The sequence below is a fragment of the Mesorhizobium sp. P3_B5 genome (genome assembly GCF_056402815.1).
Window position 1 is genome coordinate 97211 of the sequence record NZ_JBFUGR010000005.1, and the last position, 14629, is coordinate 111839.

Sequence of the window (14629 nt, forward strand, 5' to 3'; positions counted from 1 at the left end):
ATGGTCTACAACGATCTGAAGACCGACGTGATCAAGCGCTTTTGGCTCGATATGTTCGGGCGCCACAACCGCGAAATGCTGCACGGCAAAGCGCAACCTGTCGGCGCGCGTTGGCACGACCTTCCCGACCTTGGCTGCCGGGTTACCATTACGACGGGCATAGACTTCGTCCGCGTTTTCGTCCGAACTCCGGAAGGAGGCAAGACGTCGACGCTTAACGAGCGTCTGACGCGCTGGCAGGAAGAGTTGATCCCAGCGCTTGGCGCGCCGTTGAGAAGTCCTGGGGAGAGCGACAGGTTCTTCTCGAAGCGACTCGACCTCGACATGAACGACCAAGGCAACTGGGATGATGCTGCCGATTTCTTGTGGGAGACGTCACAGCGGTATGAGAAATCCCTGCGCGAGACACTGGGCGGGACTGCGACATGATCGCCCTACGCGAGCCTACATTCGTCGAACAGGAGCGCGCCAGCCAGTCGACGTTCTTCCGCGCGACGTCGCCCGATGAGTGCGGATTTGACGGCTGCGACTACCGACTCCCGCCTGATCGCAAGCTTTCGAACCTCAATCCCGAAATCCGCGATCTTGCCGCCCGCTATTTCTCCGACAACGCGATCGCCTGGCACCAGCATGCCGCCCACGGCCTCTCCTCGCAGGCCTGCTGCCTGAATTTCCTGATGCCCCTGGCAACGCGTCCGGATACTCTGGCCAAATTGGTTCAATCCGTCCTTGGCGGTGACCTTCCGGAAATGCTGAAGGTCGAGGATGGTCCGGAAGGCAGACCCTGGTTTGTCGGCTTCGAATGGATCGGCCGCAAGGATTACCTCAACGAATGGCCGCGAACCGGTTCGCCGAAGCGCGGCGCCAATGTAACCAGCGCCGATGCCGTTCTGCGCTTCCGTCAGGCGGGCCGGATCCAAACTTTGCTTGTGGAGTGGAAATACACCGAATCTTATGGCGCTCCGCCTGAACCGAAGCGCGAAGCTGAGCGTCTTCGCCGCTATCAAGGGATTGCATTCGCGCCATTCGGCCCGGTCCGCGGCGATGCTGGCATCAAGCTCACCGACCTGTTCTGGGAGCCGTTCTATCAGCTTTTCCGACAGCAAATGCTGGCGTCTCGGATGGAGGCCGCACGGGAGGACGACGCTCGCCGCGTCCGTGTGCTCCACATCGCGCCGGCTGGAAACCGTCGGCTACCCCGTGTCACTTCAGCTGCACTACGCCCGCTCGGCGATAACGCCTTCAAGGTTTATCGTTCGCTGCTCAACGATCTTGAGGACTTCATCAGTCGCTCGACCGAGTCGCTGTTTTCGCCTCTGATCGCCGATGCAGCGGACGACGACGGCTGGGCAAAATACCTTCGCGATCGTTACGCCTTCCTGGCTGCTCCTGGGGTCCCATCGCGAGACGAAATGGCCTCGGCGTGAACGCGGGAGCCAATATGGGCGACAGGCGCGCGGCGAATAGCGTCTAAAGGGTGAGAAAATGACAAACTATAAGGAGGGCGTTGTCCGGGATGGTTCATCGATCGGTTCCGGTAGAGCCCTAGGCAATCTCAAAGGTGGTGTCATACGCAACGGGTCGTCACCTGGGTCTGGGACCGCACTCGGCAATGTGAAGGACGGCGTGATACGAAACGGATCGTCACCGGGTTCCGGTTCCGCGATCGGGAACGTCAAGGACGGTGTCGTGAGAACTGGGTCGTCCAAGGGAAGTGGCACGACAGTTGGAACGGTGTCGGATTTCACGATCAAAGGCATTGAACGGGAGCGCGACGACGAAATCGTGGCCATCTATCATTTCCTCATAAAGAAGTTTCTCTGACAGCTAGTTTGGACTGCCTGATGGCTAAACCCCCCCGCGAGATCGACGCGCTCACCCACGACGCCGCCCGGCGCATCAATGTGCCGACGGCCGAGATGGCTTCGCTGTTTGAGCAGCAGCAGGAAATCCTCGGTGGCGGCGATCGCGAGGTGACGATCGCACGGCATCGACCGCTCGCGATTGGGGAGGAGCGAGACCGCGATCCCGACCTTGACCCGCAGATTGTTTGGAACGGCGCGCGCATTCGGATCACCAAGGATCAGATGCGACAGCTTGCTGAGACAGGCGAGCTAGAGCTCGGCGATGCGCAGCTTGTCTGGCGCGGCAAGGACCGGCAGGACTGGTCCGACCTAATGGTCAACGCTCCACCGATTTACGTGCAGGAGAAAGTGCACCCCAAAGCGATCATCGACGACCTCAAGCGCCGCTCTGACTTGCGCCGCGAGGCCGAGACCGACGCGCCGGATCTTTTCGCGGATTTCAATGGCATCGCCGATCCGGAGGCCCGGGCTGAGTTCTACCAGCACGCCCAGCACTGGACGAACCGCTTCATCCTGGGTGACAGCCTGCAGGTGATGGCGAGCCTAGCCGAACGCGAGGCGCTGCGCGGCAAGATGCAGTGCATCTATTTCGACCCGCCCTATGGCATCAAGTTCAATTCCAACTGGCAGGTTTCGACCCAATCGCGCGACGTCAAGGATGGCAAGGCGGCGGACGTTTCGCGCGAACCGGAGCAGGTGAAGGCGTTCCGCGACACCTGGAAGGACGGCATTCACTCCTACCTCACCTATTTACGCGACCGCCTGATGGTCGCCCGCGAGTTGCTAACTGAAAGCGGAAGCATCTTCCTGCAAATTGGCGATGAAAACGTCCACAGAGTCCGAGCGGTGATGGACGAAGTATTTGGTGAAAACAATTTCGTCAGTCTCATCTCGTTCCGGACGACAACCGGCTTAGGAGAACAGTTTCTCGATTCTTCCTGCAACTTCTTGGTTTGGTATGCTAAGGACGTTGCGTCGCTGAAGTATCGCAGCATCTACAAATCGAAGGGTCTCGCGGACGACGTAGGGGCCCGTTATCGCCGCGTCGAGACCGCACCTTTTGAGCGACGCGCTATGTCCGCTGGAGAACGCGGCGATGAAACGAAGCTAGCTGCGGGAGCAAAGATTTATAGGAACGACAATCTCACATCGCAAAGCGGTGGAGATAACTCGGCTTTTCCGGTCTTCCTCAAGGGCCGCACGTTTCGACCTGGGCGCGGCTATTGGAAGACGAACCCAGCTGGTATGCGTCGACTCGTTCGGGCTGAACGTCTGGCCAGCCCCACACCGCAGTCAGTTCAATATGTTCGATTTCTTGATGACTTTGCCGTTTCCAAATTCAGCAATGTCTGGACGGACACGCAGACAGGCGCGTTTACCGACGACAAAATCTATGTGGTTCAGACAAACGCCAAGGTTGTTGAGCGCTGCATTCTGATGACTACAGACCCCGGAGACCTCGTGCTCGATCCGACCTGCGGCTCTGGGACGACCGCAACAGTAGCCGAGCAATGGGGCCGACGCTGGATCACCATTGACACATCACGCGTTGCGCTGGCGTTGGCTCGCACGCGTTTAATGTCGGCCCGCTATCCCTACTACCTGCTTGCCGACAGCGCGGACGGGCGTGCCCAAGAGCAAAAGATCTCGGGCAAGATTCAGCCACAGAGCTCGGCTTCTGCCGACATACGTCAAGGCTTCGTCTATGATCGAGCGCCGCACATCACGCTCAAATCCATTGCCAACAATGCCGAGATCGATGTCATCTGGGAGAAGTGGCAACAAGTGCTGGAACCGCTGCGGACTGAATTAAACCAGGTGCTTGGCCGTAACCATGCCTGGGAGGAGTGGGAAATCCCGCGCGAGGCGGGTGATCCCTGGAAGCCTGAGGCATCGTCACTTCACTCGAAATTAAGCGAGGCAATCGCAGCGGACGATGTAGGAAAGAAGTCGCAAAAGGCACTTGCGAAGCTCAATTCTATTATGGGCCGCAACTACTCCTTCAACACTCTTCCCGAAAAGCCAGTAGACCCCTGGTCGAATTCTGAAGCGGTCAGAATTCATGCAGAATGGTGGGAAGGGCGCATCGCTCGACAGGACAAGATCGACGCCTCGATCGCCGGCGCCGCCGATGTCGAGATGCTCTACGACCGACCTTACGAGGACAAGAGCAAGTTGCGCGTCTCCGGCCCGTTCACGGTCGAGAGCTTGTCGCCGCACCGGGTCGTCACCGCGCGCGATGATACGCTCGGGGCGGATATCAAAGCCGGCGAGGGTGGCATGCAACCGACGCCTGCGAGTGTGCCGGACCAGGATTTCGGTCAGATGGTCCTCGTTCATCTGCGCTCCGCTGGTGTCCATCAACAGGAAAAGCGCGACACAATCCGATTCAATTCGGTCGAACCTTGGCCTGGCAACTGGCTGGCGGCGGAAGGCAGATATGTTGATGGGGACGGTCGCGAAAAACGAGCAGGAATTCTGATCGGCCCGGAATTTGGCACGCTGACGCGCAGCCAGATAACCGCTGCAGCGCGAGAAGCCTCCGACGCTCGCTTCGATGCGTTGATCGCCTGCGCCTTTAACTTTGAAGCCCAGGCAAGTGACCTCAACCGGCTCGGTCCGCTCCCGATCCTAAAAGCGCGCATGAATCCTGACCTGCACATGGCTGACGATCTGAAGAACACYGGCAAGGGCAACCTCTTCGTCGTCTTCGGTGAGCCGGATGTCGATCTGATCGAGACGGCCGACGGTGAGCTTCAGGTAAAGGTCAACGGTATCGACATCTTCGATCCGTCGACGGGCGAAATCCGTTCCGACGACGTCAAGGGCATCGCCGCCTGGTTCATCGATACCGACTACAATGAAGAGAGCTTCTTCGTCCGCCACGCCTATTTCCTCGGCGCCAACGACCCATACAAGTCGCTGAAAACCGCGCTGAAGGCAGAGATCGACGAGGACGCCTGGTCAACGCTCTATTCCGACACGTCACGGCCATTTCCTCGCCCTGCAACGGGACGCATCGCCGTGAAAGTAATCAATCATTTTGGGGACGAAGTGCTGAAGGTTTTTGGGGTGTGAGGGGGCTATGGAAGAGGGCGGGCGGCTGATCCGAAATTACGGTCTCTTCTGGCGCAAGCACGAAGTGGACTGGAAGCAGCGGCGGCACGGAAGGCTTATTGGGCTCGGCGTGCGCAAGATAAACGGCGGCCGTGTAGATTTCTCCCAGCAGCGTGGCATCTACGCTCTCTACGATGACACCTTCCGGCTAATCTATGTGGGTCAGGCAGGCGGCAAGGATCGACGCCTCTATCCTCGACTCCGCAAGCACGCGCATAGCGTTCTTTCTGAACGATGGACACGATTTTCATGGTTCGGAATCTGCGATGTCGATTGGCAGACCGCGGTTGATGTTCGCGGCTTACGCGAGGTTCCCGACGAAATCCGGACCGATCGCGTCAATGTGCTCAATCATCTAGAAGCCATCCTCATCATGGCGGGCGAACCGATCAAGAACTTGAAGGGTGGCATCTTTGGCAAGGATGTTACGCACTTCCGACAAGTGCCGTTGAATCGTCAGAACCAAAAACCTGACGAAGAAGACTTTTCTGAGGAAGAAGAATAGTCTGACAAATGCTATAGATGGCGGTCGAGGTGATTGTAGACGAAATTGTGAAGGCGTTTGGGGTCTAGGGGGAGAATAATGGCGCTTTATCTGCTGAAGCCGGTGGTTTGGAATTCTAACGGCTATCTCCAACCCAGCGGAGCAATAGTTCATTCGGGTTATCCCAAAGAAAATGGATATGGGCATGAGGAATGGAATAACTCAAAACAATTAGAGTTCACCGAAGATGGCAAACGATGGAAGGCCTTCCACACGGAGGGCTTTGGAAATCAGCCTCTCGAGGCGCATGATGGCCGAATTTTTGTGTTCATGATAGCCGCGCATTCGGGGCAACAATTTCTCATTGCAGTCGCAGGAAATGCGACATCCCTCATCGACGAGACGCAAAAAAAGCGACGCCTTTCAATTGTGAAGCGGCTTGGAATTGACGACCGATTTCGTCTGGATGCTTGGTCAGTCGCGCGTGTGAGAAAGTTGTTCCGGGATGATGAAGAACGATTCACGCGGCACTGGAAGGACGAAATCCACTGGGTGCCGAACTGGATATGCCCTGCAGAATCCTACGTGCCATTGGCGGAACCTCTCCAACTAGATCCCCAGTCAATTTCCGGAAAAAGCTCATTAGTCAGAATGTTCGGGTCCTATCAGGAGATTTCGCGCCAAACCGCGCTTCGAATCCTTGATCTGTTGCGCGGAGATTTGCCGGCTCAACAGTTGAAACGGAACTGCACAGATGAGTCCGATATTGAAGAAGATCTCGCCGACTTACCCGTTGCGCCAACGACGAGAGCTGCGTTGATCGACGCCAGACTTGGGCAAGGAAGATTCCGAGATGAAACACTCGCCTTTTGGGGTGGAAAGTGCGCTATCACTGGCTGCGGTGTAGGTGAAGTCATTCGCGCTTCGCATCTCAAGCCGTGGCGCGACTCGAGCAACAAGGAAAGGCTCGACCCGCGAAACGGACTGCCCCTCGTTGCACATCTCGACGCCTTGTTCGACCGAGGTTTGATCTCGTTCGGCGAGGCCGGTGATTTGCTGATATCAGGCCTAGTTTCTGATGACGAGCGACGCATCCTGCATCTATCGGACGGTTTGCAGAAACCGCCGCATAGTGGGACTGCCACATATCTAAAATGGCATCGTGACTATGTTTTTCGAGCTGGTTGAGATCGAAAGTTTAAGATGCCCCTAGGCGCGGAACACGGCGACAGTGTTCGCTTTCGCGGCAAAAATTCCTAGTCGTGTAGAAAGGCCGGAGGCCAATGACTTGATAGACGTCTGAGACATGCAGAGATCGAAGCTGCTGGAAATTAAGGTGTAAGGATTGGGCAAACGGACCACATCGGCAACACGATCTCGCAGGCCTAAATGGAAGCGCGGTCTGGCAGGACGACAAAAGGTCGACCCAATACCGGCCGATGCTGCCACTGCCTTGCGCGTTCGAGTCGAAAAGCGAATGCGCTTGGCCACGAAGGCGAAGGCTAGCGAAGCGCGCAATGAACAGGGCCAGCCAAAAAGCACTGGAAATGTCGATGGGATTATCGCGAAGTTGCCGCTGATGCAGCCGGATCAATTGGTCCGAATTTGGAAGAATGCTATCAGGCTGTTGACCAAGGGGAGCGCGACTAAGCCCCCGGCTGGACCGATCAAGATGTTGAACGCAGTCGAAGCTGAGTGGCGCAATAGAGGGCTCAAAAGGATCAATCCGGATGAGTTTTTCAACTGGCCAACCACCGATGCCAGTGGTGGAGATCATAGTCTCTCGTTTGCGGGAAAGACTGATGACGGGATGTTGAGCTATCTGGAATATCGAGTTGGAAAAACTAATGGCGAACCTGCACCGATACGGCACGCCATTCTTGATCGCGTTTTTGGCGCTTTCCTACCCCCGGTTTTCCCGAAGGACTACATGGACGCGTGGGGTATTCCGAAATCCGCCGCTCGGTTGAAAAAAATGGCCGAGTCTTTAGCTGCGTTCACGAGAAATGCGAAGCGTCGTGATGCTGATCTTCTAGACGAGGCTATCAGACAGTGGGAAGCGGATCTCGAATATCTCCACGAGAAATACTACGTTGGCCGTTTTCATTTTGGATGGCCCACCGCCACATTGGCATATTGAGGTTCGATAGATGGCTGATCCTATCGAGGTGCCGTTCACGAGGCTGGACGTGGAGATTCCAGACTATAAAAAGTCGGATGGCACCAAGGCTTCCCAACCCTTCTCGATAGCGAACCATGAACTGTTCAGGCGTGATACACTGAAAAGCGCGGGCGAGGGTGATGGGGAGCGCACGGATTACTTCAAGCATCATCTTGTGCGTATTTTCGAAGCAACAGGAGAACCGGTCCCATATCGGTTTATCGACCACCATGGGCGCAAACGTTCGATGGACGGCGGATGCCTCAAGTTCGTCGGCCCAGACGGTCAGAACGTCGCAGAATTTGAATACGAGAACGGCTACATCATCGCGGTTGCGCCCAAGCCAGCACTTCTGGCTCTCTATTCCGATCTCTCTTCCGTCGCCACTGACATCGAGGCAATTCTTCAAAGTGAATTGATCCCCACGGAGCAGAAGCAGCTTATCGATGCACGGATCGGGCAGGGCAAGTTTCGGACGTCCGTTATGTCCAGGTGGGAAAACAGGTGCGCAGTCACATCCTGCGATCTTCCAGCCATAGTTCGTGCGTCGCACATCCTGCCATGGCGTAAGGCAAGCAACGCCCAGCGGCTTGATCCCGAGAACGGGCTGCCACTGGTGGCCACGCTTGATGCGTTGTTCGATGCGGGGTTGGTTTCGTTTAACGATAGAGGAGAAATGTTGATCAGCCAGTCGGTTCTCGACAACCAGCATGACGTCATAGGAAAGAAGAGGACGTTGGCCCGGCAGCCTGGCGAGAGAATGCGACAATATCTCGCCGCCCATCGGCGCACATACGGCTTCGAGCATTAATTGATGTCCACGATCCTCGCCGACAGCTTCACCTCATCCCTCGCCAAGCTCAGCAATGACGAGCAGAAACAGGCGAAGCTGACGGCGTTCGACCTGCAGGCAAATCCTGACCAGCCGGGTCTGCAATTCCATCGCATCGACAAGTCGAAGGACCCGAATTTCTGGTCTGTGCGGGTCAATCGGGATCTGCGTATCATCGTCCACAAGACGGGCGGGAGCCTGATGCTTGCTTATGTCGATCATCATGACGACGCCTACAAATGGGCCGAGCGACGCCGGATCGAGGCGCATCCCAAGACCGGTGCGATCCAAATCGTGGAGGTTCGCGAACTGGTCGAGGATATTGCGGCTCCACCAACCGGCCCTGCTCAGGCGACATTGCCCCTCGAAGCACCGTCGCCAATCCAATCGCCCTTACTCTTTGCCGATCTGGCACGCGATGATCTGCTCTCCGTCGGCGTCCCCGTAGACTGGCTGGACGACGTCGCCTCCGCCACCGAAGACGAGTTCTTCGCCCTTGTAGGCTATCTGCCACAAGAGGCCGTCGAAGCCCTATTCGAATTTGCGGCTACTGGGGTGCTCAAGATTGCCGCCGCGCCGGCAGCCGATCCGCTCGTGCATCCTGACACACAGCGCCGCTTCCGGATCCTCGAAGGCGCGGAGGAGTTGCAGGCCGCACTCGACGCACCTTTTGAAAAATGGGCTGTGTTTCTGCATCCCTTGCAGCGCGGCGTGGTCGAGCGGGACTACAATGGGCCAGCTCGAGTGGCCGGCTCGGCGGGGACTGGAAAAACCGTGGTCGCACTGCATAGAGTGGTGCGCATTCTTAAGACCCGTGCCGATGCACGCGTGCTCCTAACTACTTTTTCCGACCCGCTTGCACGCGCTCTTGCTCAGAAATTCGCGGTGCTCTCGGCCGATCGACTGGGTTTCCTGGAACGAGTAACGATCTCATCCTTTGAACAGACAGCTCGCGAACTTTATGCACTAAGCACCGGACGAGAGCCGCATGTAGCCGATCAGGTGACCATGCGAACGACGGTTCTCAAGACCGCAGCCGACCAGCAGGAGAGCGAGTTTTCGCCGCAGTTCCTTATCTCTGAATGGGAACATGTCATTGACACCTGGCGGATTGACAGCGAGGAGGCATATGCCGTCGTCCCGCGCATGGGGCGCAAGAACAGGCTTGGCGCACGCCAGCGCGAAAAGCTTTGGGAAATATTTGCGCGGGTGCGTGAATCGCTCGCGAGGCGCGGACTCTTGAGCCCGTCCGGCTTGTTCGAAGCGGTAACGCTCACTTATGCGACAAGAGCCGAAAAGCCCTTCACGCATATTGTGGTCGACGAGGCGCAGGATCTTGGCATCGCCGAGTTGCGATTTCTTGCCGCGATCTCTCCGGCGCAGCCAGATGCCCTGTTCTTCGCAGGCGATCTCGGGCAGCGCATCTTCCAACAGCCATTCTCCTGGAAGGGGCTGGGTATCGATGTTCGCGGTCGCTCGTCCATACTCAAGGTCAACTACCGGACCTCGCATCAGATCCGCCAGGCAGCTGACCGGCTACTTCCCTACAGCGTTCGCGACGTAGACGGTCTGGAGGATCATCGATCCGGGACCGTCTCGGTTTTCGAGGGGCCGGAACCGCAAATCGTCAGCGCCGAAAGCATAGAGGCAGAAAAGGTTTTGGTCGCGGCAGTGCTGCGGGAGCTTATCTGCGAAGGATTTGCACCTAGCGAAATTGGGATTTTCGTGCGCTCGGAACAACAATTGTCCCGCGCACGTGCGGCCGCGGAGGCGGCGTCCCTCAAAACCCGAACCTTGGTCGATGGCAGAGCCGGCGTTGATCAGGCGTTGCTCGGCATCATGCATCTCGCCAAAGGCCTGGAGTTTCGCGCAGTGGTCCTCATGGCGTGCGACGAAGGTGTCCTGCCACTGGAATCCCGCGTAGTGGATGTGGCCGATGAATTCGAACTCGATGAGATAATCGCGACTGAACGGCAACTGTTCTATGTCGCGGCGACGCGCGCCAGGGAGCGGCTAGTCGTGTCATGCGTCAAGCCTGGTTCCGAATTCCTCGATGACCTTCGGAGGTGGTGAACGGCACGGCCACGAGAACTGTCACCGCCTAGCCTTCATTCTAGGCGGCTAGACTAATGGCTCTCCGTGATCTCGAGGCGACCCCGCCTAGCAACTAATCGTCCTGGCCATCGGCGTTGCCGTCGTCATCGTCGTCTAGACGGTCGATCTTGTGCAGGATATTCGGGTCTCCTTCCCCATCCAGTAGCTTGATGAGATCGACGACGGTCTCTCGAAGCTCCTGTTGATTGCGAAGGAGAAGTCGCTCGCGCCCCAGCGCCTCGCCGATTTGTGAGAGCACGTCGCGCAGACGTTGGGCGGTTGGATCTCGGGCCGAAAGCAGTGCGTATGGCTCGACCTCACGATATCGAAAGAGACCAGCAGCTGCTGAGAGGGCGTTTCTAAAACGTATGAGGAAGTTTCTTCTATTCAATCGCTCGCGCAACTCGCCTACCAGACGATCGGCGATCCGCCGGACGAGTTCGCCGGTCAGCGAAGCTGGTGCCTCACTACGCCGCGACAGGATCATGGCAAGCGCGTTCAGTGTGTGAGAGTTGGAGGGCCGAGCGGCCAGGACGACAAGCGCGCGACCAATGCGTTCCGGGCCGGTGAGCGCCCGCCCTGCGCCTTGAGTGAGGACCGTTCTGGCATTCGCAGGGGCAAGTAGGGGATGACCGCTTCCGCGAAGGTCGGCTTCCAGAGCGTCAACGATGGCGTTCTGCACGTTCTCAGGGCAAAGAGTAAACACCCAAGTGAGGCATCTCAGATAATCATTGTTTCGCAGCCGCCTCCGAGGCTCACGGAGGGTGAGTTGGACAAATTGGCCCATATCATTGAGGCTCTGCATAAATGCCTCGGAGGCGACGCCCGACAGCTCCAATGGCAATTCGCCGTTTGTGCCGACGGGGCGTGTTCTCGCTCTTGTTTCAGGATCGCGCATCGATCTCGAAAGGAGCTTTGCCATCTGATCAGCACCGCCCGAAGGCCCGTCTTGAAGACAATCCAGTATCCCTCTATAGCGCGCGTTGCCGGTCCAGAACTCCATGTTCGCGAGCTCGACGATTCGGTCGGGGATGATTGGCGGTGGAGATCTTAGCTTTGTTAATATCTCTTCGGGACTCTCCTCGACCACGCTGATTTTCTCCCAGTCGAGTAGGATTGGGCTGCGCTGTAGCGGCTCCCATTCCGGTGACGTCAGAGAAAGCCTTGCCCAGCTTTGCCCAGGCGTTTGCCTGAGTCGAAGCTCGACATTCACATCCTTGGTTGGCGGCTCGTCTTGCTGCGCCCGCCAGTGGCGAACCTCCCTCTCTCCCTTGACCACGTAGAAGTCGATCTCCTTCTTCCCGCGTCCCCAAATCAAACCATCGTAGATTGGGGACACATATTCTCGGTTGGCGGGCAGCGTCGCCTGGGTGCCGACCAAGTCCTCAAAGTGAGGTAGTTCGCCTTTCAGGATCGCTAGGCCTATCGGTGTGAGCCGATCAAAATAGTGCGGAAGACCTCGTTCGATAAGTTGAGCCGCCCTCAGAGATCCGCGTGCGATTGAAGACCATTCCAACCGGTGCAGGTCGGGAATTTGATCGCTCAGAGAGTCGGCCAGCATGGTCGCGTATGGCTCGGCCAGCGGCGTAGCAAGAAACGTCGCTACGACCTCCTTGCTTTCCGCCACGCCATCACAACGATACGGCTGCACCACACCGCACGGATCAAGGCGAGGCGCCACGATCTCCATCCAAGTGCCATTGTCGTTCCTGAGGATCTCCGTCTCACCTGCGCTGGCCTGACCGAAGAGTAGCTTCGATGCCAGTTGGCTCTTTTCCCCACTGCCGATCTCAATCGACGGATTTGCGATTGTCACCTCTTTCTGAGCGCGTCTTAGCATCGCCCCTAGGGCTAATTCCGGAACGACGATCCGGCCGTAGCCATCTCGTTCCGGCGCGAGATGGCCCGGATGATCTCGGTCCCCGCGAAGACGCAACGACTGCATCTCGATGCCCGAACTCGAGTGGATCAACAATCGGACGAGCCCGCCCTCGAGATCTCGAGATATCGAACCGACCTCGAGGGCATCTAGGAAAAGCGCTACAGGTCGCCAGAGCAGCCGGTGAGCGCGTCGGCCGTGGCCGAGCAGGTTGAGTAACCGAGCTTGGGACGCCTCCGCGAATGCGTCATGATCTGGCACAGTGATCGTGACGGAGTGCGCTTCTCGCGCTAGCGAGTCGACGATGGCCTTGAAAGTGTGGAGATCGCGCGCTTCCCCAGGAGTCTTAGCAAGATCGTCGCAGATTTCCGTTACTTGCACGCGCCGAACCGGATCGCCAAGCTTTCCCCAACCTAGGCCGCGTCCATGTGGCGATAACTTGGCCTGGGGGCCACCGATCCAGACGCCCGACTCTTGGCGGACGACTACACCGTGGATACCGCCATCCACAAGAATTGGATTCGGCGGCAGCACGAGGGGGTCATCTGGCTCCCAGTTACGCGCCGCGAAATCGTGCCAGCCATTAATATCCATGCCGGAGAGTCGACGCATCAGCCGGCCTTTGCTTGGATTACAGACGTGAGGAAATTTCTCACGGCTGCTACGCCGTCGCTAAGGGCGCTGCCATCGGTTCCCATAGTTGCGGTCAGGACACCGTTGCGCTCCATAATCTCGGCCTCCTTGCCCGCAGCAGCAGGGCGCAGCACGATTCCCGCGGCGAGTTGGGCCTTGCGGCCGAAGGGGAGCAAGTCGGAGACTTCAGCAATTTCGCCCTCCACCAAACCCCCTTCGATGTCCCAGACTGGCCAAATAGCAAAATTGGTTAGGAAGGCCTGTGCATCGCCGACGCGGCCGATACGAACCCAGATCGGAGCGCCAAAGTCTCTCAATCGCACATCGGGATTGGCCATCCGGTAACGGACCTCGACCACAATGCCGCTGCTGGGCAAATGGAAAACACCTAACGGGTTGTCGTGATCGGTCCACGTTCCGCGTCTCTGCTCATCAAGGAAACTAAGTGGGGCCGACGCGATCAGACGCGCGCCCGGCACGCTGACCAAGGCAACCATCACCGCCAGCGTGCAGAATTCTTCCCACGATCGGGCCTGCCACTGCCAAAGTTCGTCGAAGATCCGATCGTGTTTGAGGAGCTCTTGCCACCCCTCCCAGATCGCATGATAGCGCGGGTTCTGCTGAAGGACGAAGTTGGGGGTCACCCCGGCTTCAGCAAGCCGCACGCCGCGATCGGCAAGATCGCGAGCGAGACGCTTACATCGCCGCTCGAAATCCTTGACCTTCCGTGCCCGATTGGAAAGTGCCTTTGTGCGGTTTCGATCGAGATAGTTTCGCGCCACATATCGGGCAAGCTCGGCATATGCGCGAAGCACCCGGTTCTCAAGCGTGTCGAAGTTTTCCTCACGAGTAACAGCCAAGAGGCGTTGCCGGTCGCCAGCGCGCTCGGCGAGCGTCTCGCCGGGCTGCCGCACCAGCCAGGTCATTGCGCGTCTGTCCAACTCCTGGACACGCGAGATAGGAACCTGCTGGTTCGTGCGTCGAAGGATGCGCCGCGGCTTGCGGTCCAACTCGTCGAGGGTCCGGGAGAGGGCGGCCGCGTGATGGACGATCAAATCCATTCGGGGCGGGACGTCATTGTCTTCTTGCGTCCAACGCTTTCGGAGTTCTTCCCATAGGTTGGCAGGGTCGGCCAACGCGGTCTCGACATCGCGCAGTCGATCCCATACCGCTTCCGCACGCAGCATCAGGCGACGGGCGGCTTCCTCCTCGGCCGTTTGCGGATCGTGGGTTCTTGAGGGTCTTTCCGGTGCAGAGTGCCAAGAGAGCTTTGTGGTGCCGGTCGTGGTCGGGACGGTCGAGCCGGTCGAATGTCTCAGCGGAAGTGGCAGGACGAGTAGCGTTCGACCATCGTCCGTGGAGAACCCCGAAACAGGCTCGCCGAGTTTCGTGAGACTAGCCGCGCCAGCAGTCGCTCCTGCAGGCACGTATAACCACAGGCCAGCGCGGTTTTGGTCCACGATGGCGGTCGAACCGGATGCAAGGAGTCGCCGGTGGCGCCGCTTCAGGTCCACCAGGGCCCAAGGTCGCAGCCACAGCTCGATTTCACGCTTCTCCGTCACTT

11 protein-coding genes are annotated in these 14629 nt (G+C 58.0%); 9 read left to right on the forward strand and 2 right to left on the reverse strand.

What is annotated here, in order from left to right; all coding sequences use genetic code 11:
• From AC1DVW_RS14665 to AC1DVW_RS14705, 9 genes are all read left to right on the forward strand, one after another.
• Positions 1–429 carry a hypothetical protein gene (locus AC1DVW_RS14665; protein ID WP_477323937.1) on the forward strand — a complete coding sequence of 143 codons (429 nt, stop codon included), beginning with the start codon at positions 1–3 and terminating at the stop codon, positions 427–429.
• Positions 426–1427, forward strand: a complete 1002-nt coding sequence (locus AC1DVW_RS14670) for a PGN_0703 family putative restriction endonuclease (protein WP_477323939.1) — start codon at positions 426–428, stop codon at positions 1425–1427. Before AC1DVW_RS14665 ends, AC1DVW_RS14670 begins: the two co-directional genes overlap by 4 nt.
• A gap of 58 nt (positions 1428–1485) precedes the next feature.
• Positions 1486–1824, forward strand: a complete 339-nt coding sequence (locus AC1DVW_RS14675; RefSeq protein ID WP_477323941.1) for a hypothetical protein — start codon at positions 1486–1488, stop codon at positions 1822–1824.
• A gap of 20 nt (positions 1825–1844) precedes the next feature.
• The gene (locus AC1DVW_RS14680; RefSeq protein WP_477323943.1) at positions 1845–4943 is read left to right on the forward strand and encodes a site-specific DNA-methyltransferase; all 3099 of its coding nucleotides are present in this window, start codon (positions 1845–1847) and stop codon (positions 4941–4943) included.
• 7 nt (positions 4944–4950) lie between these two features.
• Positions 4951–5487 carry a GIY-YIG nuclease family protein gene (locus tag AC1DVW_RS14685; RefSeq protein WP_352560788.1) on the forward strand — a complete coding sequence of 179 codons (537 nt, stop codon included), beginning with the start codon at positions 4951–4953 and terminating at the stop codon, positions 5485–5487.
• 78 nt (positions 5488–5565) lie between these two features.
• A complete protein-coding gene (locus tag AC1DVW_RS14690) occupies positions 5566–6654 on the forward strand; it encodes an HNH endonuclease (protein WP_477323945.1) in 1089 nt (362 codons plus the stop codon).
• A 289-nt stretch (positions 6655–6943) separates the two neighbouring features.
• Positions 6944–7606, forward strand: a complete 663-nt coding sequence (locus AC1DVW_RS14695; protein WP_352560785.1) for a hypothetical protein — start codon at positions 6944–6946, stop codon at positions 7604–7606.
• 10 nt (positions 7607–7616) lie between these two features.
• Entirely contained in the window at positions 7617–8438 is an 822-nt protein-coding gene (locus AC1DVW_RS14700) for an HNH endonuclease (RefSeq protein WP_477323947.1), read from the forward strand.
• A 3-nt stretch (positions 8439–8441) separates the two neighbouring features.
• Positions 8442–10532 (forward strand): 3'-5' exonuclease, encoded by a 2091-nt coding sequence (locus AC1DVW_RS14705; RefSeq protein ID WP_477323949.1) that lies wholly within the window; start codon positions 8442–8444, stop codon positions 10530–10532.
• 94 nt (positions 10533–10626) lie between these two features.
• Here AC1DVW_RS14705 and AC1DVW_RS14710 read toward each other — a convergent pair whose 3' ends face one another.
• On the reverse strand, positions 10627–13044 hold the full coding sequence (locus AC1DVW_RS14710) for a hypothetical protein (RefSeq protein WP_477323951.1): 2418 nt from the start codon (positions 13042–13044) through the stop codon (positions 10627–10629).
• On the reverse strand, positions 13044–14627 hold the full coding sequence (locus tag AC1DVW_RS14715) for a DUF2357 domain-containing protein (protein ID WP_477232860.1): 1584 nt from the start codon (positions 14625–14627) through the stop codon (positions 13044–13046). Before AC1DVW_RS14715 ends, AC1DVW_RS14710 begins: the two co-directional genes overlap by 1 nt.
• Between the last annotated feature and the right edge of the window lie 2 nt (positions 14628–14629).